This window comes from Microcystis sp. M113S1, assembly GCF_020246945.1.
Lineage (GTDB): Bacteria > Cyanobacteriota > Cyanobacteriia > Cyanobacteriales > Microcystaceae > Microcystis.
Window position 1 is genome coordinate 1 of record NZ_JADBSA010000005.1, and the last position, 15594, is coordinate 15594.

Consider the following 15594-nt stretch of genomic DNA (forward strand, 5'->3'; position numbering starts at 1 on the left):
AGATAGTAGGGGGTTTCGTTCAGAAAAGACTTCAAATTCGGCCTTGAACGAGTAAAACTTTCTAGGAAATAAGGTTGAACATGAGATTTTTTCGACTTGTTCAAAGTGGCCGGAGGGCATTCGGACACTCAAAATGGACGGGTCGAAAGTGTCAGACTTAAGCAATTAAGCGTTTTTCGCTATCTGCGTCAACCCCGTTGACGCGACCACCCTAAAAAAGTGGCGTGGTGAGGAATCGCCGTCCGTTTTACGGCGGCGAGGATGTCAATACTGAAAGCTAATGGCTGACGACTGACAGCCGTGATCGAGAAACCGGCAAAAAATCCCTGTTTTTAACTTCCGTCCGATTATCCCTGGGGAAAATTATGTATTAGAATAGATGAAAGTTAACAAAATTTAAAATATGTTAGTTCCGATTCTCATCTTTGACCTCGGTCTTGTGGCTTGGTCATTGCATCTGATGCAGCAAGCGTTCGACAAGCAAGAGTTTTCCTTGATGCTGGCAGGAACCTTAGTGGCAGCAGCGGCAGCGGCTATGTTAGTAGTTTATTTCCTCATGGGTCACTGTTTAACCTATTTAACCCAAATTCCGGCTCCTGTCTAAATGGGGGCGATTGTTTCACCCTTGTCTTATCAGCGATCGCCTTTGGAGTGACAAATTTTTTTTCTCGTCACCCCTTGACAAAATAATTCTATTTAAGCTATATTCAAAAATGGTCTTCAAGGGGTTATAGCTCAGTTGGTAGAGCACCTCAATGGCATTGAGGGGGTCAGCGGTTCGAATCCGCTTAGCTCCATACAGTTAAGATAAGGGTTTCAGGGTTACTGGAGGCCAGAAAAGTAGCGAGGAGATGGTAGATTGAAAGAGGATTTCTAGTTAGGAAAGTCTCTTTTTACCTCGATACTCTCTCAGGACAAAATTAGTTATATGATAGAGCTTTTTAAGCAACTACCTCGTTGGTTGCGGCTAAGTCTAGTTTTTCCGCTCTTATTTCTCAATGGTTGGTTATTATTCCAATTATTTAGCTACCTAGAACCCTTAGTCAGTATTTTTGTCACTGCTAGTTTACTAGCTTTTGTCTTAGATGTTCCCATCAAACTGCTGCAAAGACGCGGGGTTAATCGCAGTGGTTCGATCGCTATTGTCTTTTTAATTGCCCTATTAATTTTGATTGTTTTAGGTTTAATTTTAATTCCCCAGATTGTCGAACAATTAAGCAGTTTAATCAATAGTTTGCCCCAGTGGATCGAGTCGGGAACCGAACAGATACAAAATTTAGAAAAGTGGGATAAAACTCAGAAATATGCGATTTATATCGAGCAATCAATCACCCAGTTATCGGAACGACTAACCAATGTTTTACAAACTCTTAGCACTCAATTACTGAGCTTTGTGCTGGGAACTATCAACAGTATCTTAAACATTCTATTTGTTCTGGTTCTAACTGTCTTTCTTGTTCTCTATGGCGAACAAATTTGGGAGGGAATTTTTAGCTGGATTCCTGCTCCCTGGAATTTCAAATTAAGAACGATTATTCGTCAAACTTTTGAGACCTATTTTGCTGGTCAAACCATTTTAGCGGGAATTCTCAGCCTTGCTCAAATTTTTGTTTTTGTGATTCTCAAGGTCGATTATGCCCTATTATTCGGGGTGGCGATCGGTCTAACTACATTAATTCCTTTTGCCAGTGCCTTTACCATTATTGGCATTAGTACCCTACTGATGTTTCAAGATTTTTGGCTAGGGCTAAGAGTTTTGACCCTGACCATTATTGTGGGTCAAATTAATGATAATGTCATCGCCCCGCGGTTAATGGGAGGTATGATCGGACTTAATCCCGTCTGGATTATTTTATCTCTTTTTATCGGGGGCAAAGTGGCAGGAATTCTCGGTTTATTGATAGCAGTTCCCATCGCTAGTGTGCTGAAAAGTACCATCGATATCATCCGCTCGCAGCAGCGGGAAAAAGAACCGGTAGTTCTCCTAGAAGAAACGGTGAAAAATTCCTCAGAGGAGGGCAAATAATCCTAAATCCTGTTTTTTCAGTGAACAGTAAACAGTAAACAGTAATGAGTGAATTGAAAACTCACATCTGCTAACTGATAACTGATAACTGATAACTGATAACTGTTATGAGCGGCTAATTTCTTCGAGAATAGCCATCGCTTCTGTCACCCTATCCCTAGGGATAAATAAATGATCGTGATAATAACCGGAAATGACATTGACGCTAATTGCCGCTTCGGCCAGTTTCTCGCTAATCACCGCTAAAAATCCCACAGCTGCTAAACTGGAATGCACAGAAAGAGTAATTTGTCTATAAATATATTTGTACTGTAAGCCCGTGCGATCGGCTTGCTGACGGGGAATAATCACCGTTAGGCCTTCCTCTTCCTGAAATTGGCAGATAGGAGTTAATTGTAGCTGTTCTAGTCCTGTTGCTGTTAGGGAAGAAAAAACGAATTCTTCGGTATTTAGGACTGGTTTCAAGGATTGGAGCAGAATATCGAGATTAGTTTCGCCTTCCTTTGGTTTTTCTGGCGATTTTTTCGCCGCATCCAGACAATGATTGGCAGCAGCGTCAGCCAAACTATTTTTAGCTCGTTCAATCCAGCACCAGCTAATGCGATCGAATCGGGCAACTAATTGACAAGCACGCTGATAAAAGGGACGTAAACTATCGCTTTTTACCTTCCAGTCTCCCTTAACTTGATTGATGACTAATTGACTGTCTCCGCGAATTTCTAGGCTTTTTAAGCCTAATTCTTGGGCTTTTTCCAATCCAATAATCAATCCCGTGTATTCAGCCTCGTTATTAGTGGCTCTCTCCATATATCTAGTCGTAGTCAAGGAATTGCCTTCGGCTAAAACTATTACCGCTGCACCGGCTGCTCTCCCCGGATTGCCGCGAGAACCACCATCAAAATAGAGAATTGCGGAATTACCGTTTTTTTGAGCTTTTTTATCCATAATTTTCCTCAATAAATCTTGTTATCTCCATTTTTATCCCTTTGACAATTCTAGGCGGTAGCGATTCCGGGATCGGCAAAGCGCACCAGCCAACAATAGCAAGATTTTAGCCGATCGCCGCTACCGAGTAACTTTTTTTCTTCAGGTTATTGATAATTATTTGCAGGTGTCAGCTATACTGAGAACATCAGCCTAGAGTTATATTAATAATATTTCTCAATTAAAAGCCCCATGAGTATAGACAAATTGCCATCGGAAGGAGAGAAAATCTTCCCTCTTAGTGCTTGGGATCGCTGGCAGGTTTACCACCAGCTGCCGTCCCTGAACATTGAATGTAAATGCTTGCTCCATCAGCCTTTACAGGTTCGCATCGCTAGACAGGCTCAACTTTTACAGCTGTGGATTGTCCTGCGGCAGCTAGAGACTTGCCGAGGCTCTTTAATCGGTTGGCTGGAACCCTATTGGCAGGCATAATCCTTGAGAAAAATTAGCAATCTGAGAGTAAAAAGTGAGAAAGTATGTCAAAATCTACAACTACCATGGTTCCCTTTCAAGTGGTCGGTCAATTCCTCGGTTTTGTCCTCAAGGACGGATATAAGGTAAAATACCTGAGAATCAGTGTTGATAAACGAGAATATTGGTTTAAGCCCGAAAAAACACTGCGAGACCACATACCTCTCAATATTGCTCTCCACTCATGGCTAAAAGTGACGGGAGAAAGTAGTCTTTGTTCAAAAAAGGGAAAATTAAAACTTAGGGTACTAGGGATCGAGCATTTATCTGGCGAAAAAACCCCAGAAGTGGCTCCAGTAAAAGCGCAAAAAGCCACCGTCTTAATCTGTCAGAAGTCCGATTGTTGGAAAAATGGCGGTGCGAGAGTCTGCCAAAGGTTAGAGAGTGATTTAGAGGAAAAAGGACTGGGAGAAGCGGTGAATATTAAATTAACCGGCTGTTTAAAACAGTGCAAAAAAGGGCCGAATCTGGTGGTTATGCCCGATAAAAAGCATTATAATCAGGTAGCTCCCCAAGATGTCCCCTCCCTGATCGAGCGGCATTTTGCCACTGCCAAGCAAGGGAATAGCCTATCAGTTTAACTGGCAATTTAATTGGCGATCGCTATTGACAAATGCTCTTTTTTGTGCATCAAAGGGACGAAGTGCCTGAAATTGTAATCAATTAGGGGATAGAAAAAGTCAATTCTTGCCACCGATAATTTATGACTGGTACCACTGCAACCTTGTTAATTTCTTGTCCCGACCAGATTGGTCTGGTGGCGAAAATCGCTAATTTTATCTACGCTAATGGCGGCAATATTATCCACGCTGACCAACACACGGATTTTTCGGCGGGATTGTTTCTGATGCGGATAGAATGGCAATTAGAGGGGTTTAATTTGTCCCGTGCGATGATCGAACCAGCTTTCGCCGCTATTGCCAAACCTTTGCAGGCTAGTTGGTCCTTACATTTTTCCGATACTGTCCCGCGTCTAGCTATTTGGGTGACAAAACAGGATCATTGTCTCCTCGATTTATTATGGCGACAACACGGGGGAGAAATTAGGGCAGAAATTACTTTAATTATTAGCAATCATCCAGAATTACACTCAGTTGCCAATCAATTCGGTATTGAGTTTTATCATATTCCCATTACCGCCGAAACCAAGATTGAACAGGAAGCCAGACAATTAGAGTTACTGCGGGAATACCAGATAGATTTAGTGATTTTAGCTAAATATATGCAGGTTCTCACTCCAGATTTTATTAACTTTTTCCCCAATATTATCAATATTCATCATTCTTTTTTACCGGCTTTTGCCGGAGCTAATCCCTATCAACGGGCCTACGATCGAGGGGTAAAAATTATTGGAGCCACCGCCCATTATATCACTGCCGATCTCGATCAGGGGCCAATTATCGAGCAGGATGTGGTCAGAGTTAGCCATCGCGATACCGTAGGAGATTTAATTCGTCAAGGTAAGGATTTAGAAAGGGTGGTGTTAGCGCGAGCGGTACGTTTACACTTGCAAAATCGCGTTTTGGTTTACGCTAATCGCACGGTAGTGTTCGCTTAAGGTTGCTAGGGTAAGCTCATCTAAAATGGGATAAGATGTACTTGACAAAAAAGAGAGCATTGAAGGCTAAAAATTAGGAAGTATCGGCGCGATTGACTAAAATAGCAATAGACCAGATCAGAAGGAAAAAATTATCTATGGCAACTACATCCGAAGACGTATGGCGACTCTTAGCCGAATTAACTGCCGCTCAAAAAGAAACTGACAAACAACTCAAGGAAGTCAGTCAACAACAGAAGGAAAACGCCCAACAACTAAAGGAAACTGACAAACAACTCAAAGAACTGGGCAAACAAATTGGGGGACTCGGTGCCAAATTCGGCAGCTTTACCGAAGGACTTGCCCTTCCCTCAATGGAAACAATTCTCAGACAACGCTTTGGTATGGAAGTTATCAGTCCCAGTGTGCGCGCCAGTAAAGAAGGACAACACCTAGAAATTGATGTTCTTGCCTATACCAATGGTGAGCTAAATACTGCTTATATCGTTGAGGTTAAAAGTCATGCTAGACAGGAAGATATTACTCAATTAAAAAGTATTTTGCAACGGTTTCGCCGCTTTTTTCCTGAACACAAAGATAAAAAACTCTATGGTATATTAGCAGCGGTTGATTTATCCCCGGAATTACGGGAAAAAATTCTGCAAGAAGGGCTTTATGTGGCTCGGATTCATGACCAAGTATTTGAATTAGATATTCCCGATAATTTTCCACCTCAAACCTATTAAAAATTTAGATGTGATCGCTATATCTTCCCCAAAGGCAGAAACACTCTCTTCTTCATGAATCGGCAAAATTTAGTAAAATAGTAATAGACCAAATCAGAGAGAAAAAATTATCTATGGCAACTACATCCGAAGACGTATGGCGACTCTTAGCCGAATTAACTGCCGCTCAAAAAGAAACTGACCGACAACTCAAGGAAGTTAGTCAACAACAGAAGGAGACTGAACTACTATTGAAGGAAGTTAGTCAACAACAGAAGGAAAACGCCCAACAACAGAAGAAAACTGACAAACAACTCAAAGATCTGGGCAAACAAATTGGGGGACTTGGTGCCAAATTCGGCAGCTTTACCGAAGGACTTGCCCTTCCTTCAATGGAAACAATTCTCAGACAACGCTTTGGTATGGAAGTTATCAGTCCCAGTGTCCGAGTCAGTAAAGAAGGACAACACCTAGAAATTGATGTTCTTGCCTATACCAATGGTGAGCTAAATACTGCTTATATCGTTGAGGTTAAAAGTCATGCTAGACAGGAAGATATTACTCAATTAAAAAGTATTTTGCCACGGTTTCGCCGCTTTTTTCCTGAACACAAAGATAAAAAACTCTATGGCATATTAGCAGCCGTTGATTTATCCCCGGAATTACGGGAAAAAATTCTGCAAGAAGGGCTTTATGTGGCTCGGATTCATGACCAAGTATTTGAATTAGATATTCCCGATAATTTTCAAGCTCAAACTTATTAAATAACCCTGCCCTAGGAAAAACTTTTTCAGTAAGCTTTATTGTAATTGTCCGCGCAGAGCATAACGATCTTTTTCTAAACCGAAAGCGAAGAGAAAAGAATGGCGTATAGTGGGGTTAGAGAGAGTAAAAAAGAGAAAGAGAGCAATAATAGCTAATCCTGACGATAAACTAAACATAGTTTCGTAGGAAATTGCTAAAACCCCCAGAATTGGACCGGCTAAGGCTGTTCCCACATCAAAACCGCCGATACAGATAGAATAGGCCCGGCCGCGTTCTTGGGGCCCAGAGCGATCGGAGATTAAAGCCAGTAACATAGGGAATAAAATCCCCCCTCCCGTACCTTCGAGGATAGCGGCTAAAATTAAAGCGGAGGAAGATCGGGCAGAAGATAGAACCAACATGGATAAACCATAGCAAAAAACGCTAATAGTGATGAATAAACCCCGTCCATAGCGATCACTGGCTCCTCCCGACAAAATCCGTCCGATTACGCCCGATAGTGCCGCATAACTGTAGAATAGACCGGCACTGAAAGGGATCTGATTTTCGAGGAGAAACAGGGGTAAAAAAGCGACTAAACCGCCGAATAAAGTACCGACCAATAGAAAAACTAAGGTAGGGACTAAAAAAGCCCGCTCTTGACATAATGCCCAAAAACTGCGCTCAATTGTCTGATTTTCTGCCTTCATTTGGGCTAATTTTTTCTTGAAGTCTGGTTCTTGAATGGAGAAACCCAAGAGAAAGGTGATCGCTCCTGAAGCGGCGGAAACTAGAAATAAACCGTTATAACCGATCGATTCGTAGAGATAACTGCCTAAAGCTGGACCAATTCCCATGCCTATGGGTGCAGTTAAGCTCATATAACCAATTATCTCTCCCCGTTGACGAACCGGCGAAAAATCCACCACTAGGGTACTGTAACCGGTGGTAAAAGCGGCGATACTGAGACCATGGTAGGCGCGAACGACGAATAAAGAGGAAAGATCGCGAAAAAATAGATAACCGAGGGGTGCGGTAGCGGCGACAATAGTTCCAAATAAAACCACTAATTTGCGACTGCGGCGATCGACTAAATTGCCTAACCAACTGCGCGATAAAATTAAACCGATGGCAAAGGCCCCCATGACAAAACCGATATCTTGTTTGCTACCGCCTAGGGATTTAATATAGGTGGGGAGAGTGGGGACAAGAGTGGTGATACTTGTCCAGAAAAACAGCGCCGTGACGAAGAGGAAGAGTAGTTGACGACGCGTCTCGGCAGTAACCGATCGAAAAGTTTTGAAAGCGTTCACAACAGCGACCGTCACAGGCAACAAAAAGACCCGGAGATCACGCCAGTCACAAGCATCCCGTATTGCTGCTACCTTCCGGTCCTGACAAGGTTAAGGCGTTGCGATCGCATGAGTCCGAGTCTTTTTTATCATAACATCTTTTTCGGGGATACGGGCATTTTTTTCCGGAGAATCTCCTCTCAATCTAGACTGTGAACGGAAATTTCCTCAACGAGGGGGTTTTTGCAATTGTTGTTGTAGAGAAGTTTCCGGTTCGATCGCCAATCCGCTAAACTGTCGGACTAAGAGTGAAGGACTCTCCCTAGAATCGGCAGCGAGGAAAAATAACCAACGGCTGCCGGGGGTGAGTTGTTCGATGGAATTGAAGTTACTTGTCAACCAAATTACAGGTAAATTAGGCAGATTAGCATTTTTTTGACTAGCTTTTGCCTCTATACCAGCTAAAGTTTCTAAAATGCTCCTCTCCCCCTGAATTAAACCCGTTTCACCCGTCCAGAGTTTCACATTTAATTGCCGACGATGGGCATAAAAATAGAGGGAAGCAGCGGCAATAATCGCCCGTTCAAAACTGTCTTCTTGCCAATCACAGAGGGTATCGAGACAGATAATCACTTCCTGTCCTCCCGTTAACACTTCTAATTCCCGAATTTGAAATTCTCCCAAACGGGCGCTAGTTTTCCAGTGAATTAAACGGGTAGAATCACCGTAGCGATATTGTCTCAGGTTACGGGTAAGTCCTTGATTAGCCCTTTGATAATAGCGATTATTTTCTAATTTTTGTTCCATCTCTTGACCGAGGGAATCGATCAGGGGACATTGTTGTAAGGGTAAAATTTGGGGATAAACTAAAGCTTTAGCCGCTGCTTGATGACAACGACGACACCAAAATAAACCGAGAGGGGCTGCTGTTCTTAATTGTACTTCTTGCCATTGATAAACACCCCGTTTGCTGGTGGGTAAATAATAAGTCCAACGATGGCAACTTTTGGAGGCAATCGCTTCTATTGGGGTTATTTTTGGCTGATCGAGAACTATAGGCAGGATATCTGTCACTTCTAACAGATTTATCGGCTGATTGCTCGTATTTTCTATTTCTAGGCTAATACTAAGATCGTCTCCCGCACTCACGGGTACAATGGCAAGACGACGCACTTTCAGGGGAAGAAGGGAACGACGGGGTAAAATTATCGATAAAATTAAAACAGCGCTCGTCGTGCCACAGATAGCATACAACCATCCCGCCATGGTATTGGTCGCAGCTCCGAAAAAACAGAGGGTAATGCCAATGATTACCCCACCACCGTAAGCGGGTAAAATACCGCGTTCTTCTAACCAAGTTTTCATAGAGTTTAGTGGTTTTGTCGTCTTTGCTAGAAAGCTAAAAATCAGGCCCACATCTCTATAATTCCCCCAAAAGCCCTCTGATCAGCGAAGGGAGTCCTATCCCTTGCCACTATTGTTATTTTTCTTAACAAAACTTAACAATTGATGGCAAAATTTTGCTTGCTTTTGTCGGCAGATTTTGGGATAATATTTTTAAAAGAGTTTATTCATAATGGTAGTCTGAGTATTCAAATTTTAACACGACCATCCCATTATAAGACAATTATAACCCAAGCCGCCGCCAAAGTCAAGCGCTCACTCCTAATTATTTGTCGCCTGAAACTTCTAATTCCGTGGTCGGTGGGGGGTTGGGGATATTAGTTAAAATAACAAAGGTTGAAAACCGTGTTTGCGGGAAGCTGCGCCGATTTGTTCCATTTTAGGGACGGTAATTTGATTGCGTCCCCAGGAAAAATTAGTTTGCCAACCCTCCAACTCTAATAAAATCGCCTCAGCAAAACAGGCAAACATTTGACGAGAGGGAATATCCATATTGACGATTTTCATAATTTTCCAGTCAATATCGAGGGAATGCTCGACAATGCCGCCCTTAATCACCGAAATATCGGGGGCATTTAATACCATGCCTAAATTTTTCGGATAACCACCATCAATAATAATGCAGGGGCGCTTGAGTTTATCTAGATCAATTTCCACCCCTTTAGGCATACTAGCCACCCAAACAATGATATCAGCAAGGGGTAAAGCCTCCTCTAGGGGGAGAATTTTACCGCGTGCTAACTCCTCTTGGAGAGATTGTAAACGCTCTTGATTGCGTGCCACATAAATTAGTTCTTTTGTATCAGTTTTTTCATTTAACCAACGACAAACGGCGCTGCCGATATCTCCGGTTGCCCCGCAAACCACAACGGTAGATTGAGCTAAATCGATGCCCATTTTTTCAGCGAGGGTTTCCACCTGAGTGCAGATGACGTAAGCGGTGTGGGTGTTACCGGTGGTAAAACGGCCAAAATCTAGCTCGATATTCCGCACCTGTCGATTATCTTTGAGATTAAATTCCTCGAAAATAATTGAAGAAAAACCACCGAGTGCGGTGATGTTGATATCACTTTTTTGAGCGAGTGCCATGGCATTTAGCACCTTACGAATAGCAGACTTTACCCAACGATTCGACAACATCTCCGGTAAAAAACAGGATTCGATATATTTGCCTCTGATGGTTTGCCCCGTGATGCTGGTGACATGAAAATCATCGACAATTTGCGGGGGGGCAGCACACCAAAAATCTAATCCCTGGTTAGCATATTCAGGATAACCTAGATCGTCGGCGACCGATTGGGCGTGTTCTAAACTGGTAAGATGACCTATAAGACCAAACATTGATTGTTCTTTCGTTAGACTAGATGGCACTAGATAAAAATTAGGATATTGCTAAGAAATCGTTAAGACTCTTAAATATATTACACAAAAGCGCCGCTCTGTGTTGAGCGGCAGCAGGGCGAAAAAAAGAAATCTAGACGCGCAAGCTTTAGACGGCAGTTAATCCGTAGGCAGACATTCGCATAATATCACGGGTGCTGAAACCAATATTGCTTAAAGCTTCCCCGTAGCTAATCATAAAGTCTTCCACGAGGGCCTCTTTTTCCATACCGAGGACGCGAGCATCATCCTCGACTTGATTGAGCATTCTCCAGACAATGGGCAGATTAGCGCGATTTGCGGCTTCTAATTCCTCTTTAGCGGTTTCAAAGTTCGCTTTTAGCCATTCTTCGCCAAAATTGAGATGTAAATATTCGTCTTTAACTACGCCTTCAGTAATTTTACGGGCAAAAGGATCAGCAACAGGAATATAAATATTATAGGCAGCGATCGCAAAAGCTTCGATAATCAAAGATTGGATCAATAAACAGGTAACGATTTTACCTTCTGCGTAGGCAATTTGGAAGTTATTGTGCAGAGAGGAAAAGAATTCTTTGGCATAATCCATATCAGGAGTGATTTTCAAATTTTGGCCGCAAGCTTGAAAACCTTTCATGTGACGGTTTTCCATTTTTGCCAAACGGTGTAACTCTTCTTTGTTATCGGCGAGGATGTCTGCTAATTGAATATAATTGCTATTGGCCTCGTATTCGCCTTCAATAACGATGGCATTAATGCGACTATAGGCTGATTTATAGGTTTCGCTAGTGAAATCAAGCTCTAATGGTACAGCAAGCTCTGGCATAAACTCGATTGACTCCTATTTCTGACGAGATTTTTCCGACGTTCTTTCCAGTCTAGGGTAAGCTTTCTAGATGGAGTTATCTTTTTACGAGTCTAGCTCGATCGGTCTTTTTTGTATAGCTTGCCCTGAGAGGCAATCCCTTCTCAAGAGAGGAGATTGCTGGCTGTTTGCTCAAACCGTGGCTAAAGATTTCCAGCGCTCGGCCTGTTGTAAGATCGCTTTGGCTGCCTGTTTACCCGATAAAGTGGCTCCTTCCATGCTATCAATGTAATCCTGTTGGGTATAACTACCGGCAAGGAAAAAGTTAGCAATAGGAGTCGCTTGCGAGGGACGATAGACATCCATCCCCGGTGCTTCCCGATAGAGACTTTGTGCTAATTTCACCACACTAAACCAAGTCATATTTAACTCCCGCGAGGAGGGAAATAACTGATGGACTTGCGCTAAAACGTGCTGGGCGATATCTTCATTTTTAGCTTTAATAAAAGGATCCCCGGGGGTTAAAACTAACTGTAATAAAGAACCTTCTCCGGGGCGATAATAATCCCTAGGACTGGTGAGAGCAAGATCTGCAAAACAGGAAAAATCCGCTTGGTGGGTGTACAAAAGATTGTCAATTCCCACCGCTTTTTGCAGTTGTCGCCGTTTTTCGGCATCATTTAATTCCGTCACCCAACCGTCAAAACGCAATTGTACCGTAGCGACGGGGACGGCTTCTAGTCGGAAAATATTGTCAAAAATCGGCATTTTTCGCCAATCTTGGGGAATAAGACGCTGAATACCGGGGACATCACCAGCGCAAACATAGGCATCTGCGGTGATAGTTTCTGTGGTTTCTCCGTTAGCGACGATCATGCCATTAACTTGCAGATTTTCGCCCTCTCCAGAATAGAGAATTTCCCGCACTTGACGACGGGTAGAGATTTTGGTGTCCCGGGCTTCCAGATAGTTAATAATCGGTTTATGTAGGTATTCGTGGGGGGAACCTTCCAACATCCGCAGGACGGAAGCTTCGGTTTTAGCGGCAAAAAATTGGAAAATCGTCAGCATACAACGGGCTGAGATATTTTCCGTATCGATAAATCCTAACGCATAGGCGATCGGATTCCACATTTTTTTTAAACTGCCTTCATTACCGCCATGGCTACGAAACCAATCGGCAAAGCTAATCGAGTCCAGATCCCGAATCGTTTTCATCGCTCCTTGAAAGTCTATCAGACCGCGGACGATGGGACTTGTACCTAATGCCAGAGAATTAAAGATTTTATCGGCTGCTGAGAGTTGGGAGGAGGTAAAAAAGGCTTTTAAACCGTTAAAAGGCGCACCTGCGGCGAAACGGAAGTCTAATTCGCCGATTTTTCCCCCTTCGTTGATAAAAGTGTGGGTGTGTTCTTTGAGCAGTAGGGATTGAAAAGCGCCCACTTTTTTCATTAACTCAAAAAGATTATAGTAACAACCAAAAAAGACGTGCAAGCCCATCTCGATGTGATTACCGTCCGCATCTACCCAACTACCGACTTTTCCCCCGACAAAGGGACGAGATTCTAAGATTTCTACTGTACAGCCCGCATCGACCAGATCGATAGCTGTTGCCATTCCCGCTAATCCTGCACCAACGATCACCACTCGCATTTGTCAAGTTCCTGTTACAATTTTTCACTAAATCTTTATTTTACCCGATCGATCTGTTGTTTCTCGCTGGCGATTTTTTCAGGGTCACTTGAGAGCGTGGCAGAATAATTGAGAGTTGCACTAGGGAGAAGTCATTTTGAAGCGATCGCTAGATGGGAGACAGGGATTAATTATTGTCACTATTATTTGGATATTGGGGATATTAGTCGATAGATTCTGGTTTAGTCTCGATCATACCATTCCTGCTTGGGATCAGGCCGATTATCTCAACGGTGGGATTATCTATACCCAAGCTTTCCAAAATCCGCGCTGGTTTGACGGGGATTGGTGGCGCAGTTTATGGCTAATGTCCCCGAAAATTCCCCCTTTAACCTATCTTTTAACGATTCCCTTCTTTAATCTCTTTGGTATTAGTCTTGACGCGGGTATGTGGGTAATGGCTATCTATAGCGCCCTACTGCTCTTTTCTGTGTACGGATTGGGAATTATCCTCTTTAATGGGACTGTGGCTTTATGGGCGGTCTTAATCTGTCAATTTCTCCCGGGTTTATACTATTATCGCCTCGAATATCTCTTAGATTTTCCCTTAGCGGCAATTGTAACGTTTTCTTACTTCTGCTTGACATGGTGGCGATTTAGTGGTCAAGGCTGGCTAAAAGCGATCGCTTTCGGGATTTCTTTCGGTTTGGGGATGTTAGTCAAACAAACCGCCCTATTTTTCCTCTTTTTACCGATTTTGTGGGTATTGGGCGAAAATCTCCGGCGAAAACGTTGGGGTAATCTAGCGCAATTAATGCTCAGTTTTCTCACGGCAGCATTGTTAATGTTTCCCTGGTATCGGACGAATTGGTTATTAATGTTAACTGCGGGCAAACGTGCCACGGTAGATTCGGCGATTTTGGAGGGAGATCCCCCTCTTACCAGTCCTGATGCCTGGACATTTTACGCCCAAGTTTTACCCTATTTTCTTTCTTGGGTGTTGTTATTAGTTCCCCTGGTGGGATTATTAATCTCCTTACGTCATAGAAAAACCGAAGATAAGGTTAATCGTCCTGTGTGGATTTGGTTAGGAGTTTTTCTGCTGGGGGGATATCTATTATCATCCCTCAATATCAATAAAGATGCTCGTTATATCTTGCCGCTTTTACCGACTTTATCCTTAATTTTATCCGTTGGTTTATTATCTTGGCGCGGTCGTTTTGCCCCCAGTATCCGTTGGGGAACGATAACTATTGCCGCTATGCTCACCAGCTTAAATTTATTCCCCTTGGGGGGAGAGCTAATTACTAACGTTTTCAGTCCCGAATTACAACACCATCCCTATTTAAAAACCGGCTGGCAACAGGAAGAAGTAGTTAAAGAGATTCTAGCCGATTCTCCCTATCTTCGCAGCACTCTAGGGGTTTTACCTTCCACCCCCGAATTAAATCAACATACTTTCTCTTTCTACGGTGGTAAAAATAATTCACAGGTTGCCGGCAGACAGGTGGGAGTTCGGGAAGAAGATATCGAAAAGGATGTCAATTCTTTAGATTGGTTTTTAACTAAAACTGGTGAACAGGGTTCTGTCCCCGATGTCCAGAAAAAAATTGTTAATCGAGTCGCCACCGGGCCAGATTTCCAAGTGGAGAAAACTTGGCAGCTACCGGATGATAGTACCCTTTCCCTACACCGTAAAATAGACCCCTCCGTCACGGTTAAACCCCTTGAAACTGCGCCAAAACAGGTGGAATTAAGAGAGATTGCCATTGCCGAAAAAGCTTCTCCTAATCAACCCATTCCCGTGGTTTACAAATGGGCAGGAGACTGGCAACAATTAAAGTCAGGGATAGTGATTTTAACCTGGCAAGAAGTGAACGGTAAGGATTATTGGATGCACGATCACGCTATTGCTATGGGGGAATTAATGGCAGAAAAATTAACTCCAGAAGAGCAACAAAAGGGTTTTGAAGTTACTGAAAAAACCGCCATGCAGTCGGCAGCAACCCCCGGAGTTTATCGCTTATCTGCTGTCTATCTCAATCGGGAAACCGGGGAAACCTATCCGATTAAAACTAATGCTCAAATTACCATCGAGCCTCAAGTCTCCAAGTTAGCAACGCCCGAATTAGATTTAGTGACCCAATTGCGCTTAAAGTCTGCTAATATTGGTCAAGGATTAAAGGGTATTGAACCAATTTTTGAGTTAACTAATCGTATCAATCAATACGATTCTATTCAGGATTATGTGCTGCAAGCAGACAAGGCTTTTTCCTATCGTTTACAGCAACAAAATCCCCCCGATAAATTATCTTTAGCCTACGGATTAGCAATTTCTAAGGTACTACAACAGGATGTGGCAGGGGCAATAAAAGCCACCGAGGAAATGATTAAAATTGACCCCCATAATCCCTATCATTATGCTTATCAAGGTTTTATTTATCTCTACGATTGGCAACCGCAAGCAGCCCAAAAAGTCTTAGATAAAGCTAGACAATTAAATCCCGATAGTGAGGAAATTAAGACTTTAAATGCAGTGGCTGCCTTGATGGGGGGAAATCTCGTTAAAGCTTGGCAATTATGGCAGTCAAATTAAAATAGAGTGGGAGATG

14 protein-coding genes, 1 tRNA gene and 1 other RNA gene are annotated in these 15594 nt (G+C 42.9%); 9 read left to right on the forward strand and 7 right to left on the reverse strand.

Going from position 1 to position 15594, the window contains the following annotated elements; genetic code table 11:
- The first annotated feature begins 403 nt into the window (after positions 1-403).
- The 3 genes from IM319_RS00205 to IM319_RS00215 all read left to right on the forward strand — a co-directional run bounded on the left by IM319_RS00205 (position 404) and on the right by IM319_RS00215 (position 2026).
- Entirely contained in the window at positions 404-604 is a 201-nt protein-coding gene (locus IM319_RS00205) for a hypothetical protein (RefSeq protein WP_002796074.1), read from the forward strand.
- Positions 605-724: 120 nt separating this feature from the next.
- A tRNA-Ala gene (locus tag IM319_RS00210) sits at positions 725-797 on the forward strand.
- Positions 798-928: 131 nt separating this feature from the next.
- Positions 929-2026, forward strand: a complete 1098-nt coding sequence (locus IM319_RS00215) for an AI-2E family transporter (RefSeq protein ID WP_287734203.1) — start codon at positions 929-931, stop codon at positions 2024-2026.
- Positions 2027-2131: 105 nt separating this feature from the next.
- Here IM319_RS00215 and IM319_RS00220 read toward each other — a convergent pair whose 3' ends face one another.
- A complete protein-coding gene (locus IM319_RS00220; protein ID WP_287734204.1) occupies positions 2132-2971 on the reverse strand; it encodes an ACT domain-containing protein in 840 nt (279 codons plus the stop codon).
- 231 nt (positions 2972-3202) lie between these two features.
- Here IM319_RS00220 and IM319_RS00225 point away from each other — a divergent pair, with 231 nt between their 5' ends.
- From IM319_RS00225 to IM319_RS00245, 5 genes are all read left to right on the forward strand, one after another.
- A complete protein-coding gene (locus IM319_RS00225) occupies positions 3203-3445 on the forward strand; it encodes an Asr1405/Asl0597 family protein (RefSeq protein WP_287734205.1) in 243 nt (80 codons plus the stop codon).
- A gap of 44 nt (positions 3446-3489) precedes the next feature.
- Positions 3490-4065: a (2Fe-2S) ferredoxin domain-containing protein gene (locus IM319_RS00230; RefSeq protein ID WP_287734206.1), complete on the forward strand. Its 576-nt coding sequence runs from the start codon at positions 3490-3492 to the stop codon at positions 4063-4065.
- Positions 4066-4187: 122 nt separating this feature from the next.
- Complete coding sequence (gene purU / locus IM319_RS00235) at positions 4188-5042, forward strand: formyltetrahydrofolate deformylase (protein ID WP_287684216.1); 855 nt, start codon at positions 4188-4190, stop codon at positions 5040-5042.
- 137 nt (positions 5043-5179) lie between these two features.
- The gene (locus tag IM319_RS00240; RefSeq protein WP_287734207.1) at positions 5180-5767 is read left to right on the forward strand and encodes a DUF3782 domain-containing protein; all 588 of its coding nucleotides are present in this window, start codon (positions 5180-5182) and stop codon (positions 5765-5767) included.
- Positions 5768-5880: 113 nt separating this feature from the next.
- Positions 5881-6510 carry a DUF3782 domain-containing protein gene (locus IM319_RS00245; protein ID WP_287734208.1) on the forward strand — a complete coding sequence of 210 codons (630 nt, stop codon included), beginning with the start codon at positions 5881-5883 and terminating at the stop codon, positions 6508-6510.
- 36 nt (positions 6511-6546) lie between these two features.
- On the opposite strand, the gene IM319_RS00250 is transcribed toward IM319_RS00245, so the two are convergent.
- The 6 genes from IM319_RS00250 to zds form a co-directional block, all read right to left on the reverse strand.
- Positions 6547-7818, reverse strand: a complete 1272-nt coding sequence (locus IM319_RS00250; protein ID WP_287734209.1) for an MFS transporter — start codon at positions 7816-7818, stop codon at positions 6547-6549.
- 9 nt (positions 7819-7827) lie between these two features.
- Positions 7828-7924, reverse strand: an RNA gene (gene ffs, locus IM319_RS00255) — signal recognition particle sRNA small type.
- An 86-nt stretch (positions 7925-8010) separates the two neighbouring features.
- Entirely contained in the window at positions 8011-9147 is a 1137-nt protein-coding gene (locus tag IM319_RS00260) for a DUF58 domain-containing protein (protein ID WP_287077804.1), read from the reverse strand.
- Positions 9148-9507: 360 nt separating this feature from the next.
- The gene (locus tag IM319_RS00265; RefSeq protein WP_287734210.1) at positions 9508-10527 is read right to left on the reverse strand and encodes a long-chain acyl-[acyl-carrier-protein] reductase; all 1020 of its coding nucleotides are present in this window, start codon (positions 10525-10527) and stop codon (positions 9508-9510) included.
- Positions 10528-10675: 148 nt separating this feature from the next.
- Complete coding sequence (locus IM319_RS00270) at positions 10676-11371, reverse strand: aldehyde oxygenase (deformylating) (protein WP_286824574.1); 696 nt, start codon at positions 11369-11371, stop codon at positions 10676-10678.
- Positions 11372-11542: 171 nt separating this feature from the next.
- A complete protein-coding gene (zds, locus tag IM319_RS00275; RefSeq protein WP_287734211.1) occupies positions 11543-13003 on the reverse strand; it encodes a 9,9'-di-cis-zeta-carotene desaturase in 1461 nt (486 codons plus the stop codon).
- A gap of 136 nt (positions 13004-13139) precedes the next feature.
- On the opposite strand from zds, the gene IM319_RS00280 reads away from it, so the two are divergent.
- A complete protein-coding gene (locus tag IM319_RS00280) occupies positions 13140-15578 on the forward strand; it encodes a glycosyltransferase family 39 protein (protein ID WP_287734212.1) in 2439 nt (812 codons plus the stop codon).
- Positions 15579-15594: the final 16 nt, after the last annotated feature.

Excerpts from the sequence above, each read along its gene's own strand:
- zds (WP_287734211.1), bottom strand. The coding sequence starts at position 13,003 with ATGCGAGTGGTGATCGTTGGTGCAGGATTAGCGGGAATGGCAACAGCT.
- IM319_RS00270 (WP_286824574.1), bottom strand. The coding sequence starts at position 11,371 with ATGCCAGAGCTTGCTGTACCATTAGAGCTTGATTTCACTAGCGAAACC.
- IM319_RS00205 (WP_002796074.1), top strand. The coding sequence starts at position 404 with ATGTTAGTTCCGATTCTCATCTTTGACCTCGGTCTTGTGGCTTGGTCA.
- IM319_RS00215 (WP_287734203.1), top strand. The coding sequence starts at position 929 with ATGATAGAGCTTTTTAAGCAACTACCTCGTTGGTTGCGGCTAAGTCTA.
- purU (WP_287684216.1), top strand. The coding sequence starts at position 4,188 with ATGACTGGTACCACTGCAACCTTGTTAATTTCTTGTCCCGACCAGATT.
- IM319_RS00230 (WP_287734206.1), top strand. The coding sequence starts at position 3,490 with ATGTCAAAATCTACAACTACCATGGTTCCCTTTCAAGTGGTCGGTCAA.
- IM319_RS00265 (WP_287734210.1), bottom strand. The coding sequence starts at position 10,527 with ATGTTTGGTCTTATAGGTCATCTTACCAGTTTAGAACACGCCCAATCG.
- IM319_RS00240 (WP_287734207.1), top strand. The coding sequence starts at position 5,180 with ATGGCAACTACATCCGAAGACGTATGGCGACTCTTAGCCGAATTAACT.
- IM319_RS00220 (WP_287734204.1), bottom strand. The coding sequence starts at position 2,971 with ATGGATAAAAAAGCTCAAAAAAACGGTAATTCCGCAATTCTCTATTTT.
- IM319_RS00260 (WP_287077804.1), bottom strand. The coding sequence starts at position 9,147 with ATGAAAACTTGGTTAGAAGAACGCGGTATTTTACCCGCTTACGGTGGT.
- IM319_RS00245 (WP_287734208.1), top strand. The coding sequence starts at position 5,881 with ATGGCAACTACATCCGAAGACGTATGGCGACTCTTAGCCGAATTAACT.
- IM319_RS00225 (WP_287734205.1), top strand. The coding sequence starts at position 3,203 with ATGAGTATAGACAAATTGCCATCGGAAGGAGAGAAAATCTTCCCTCTT.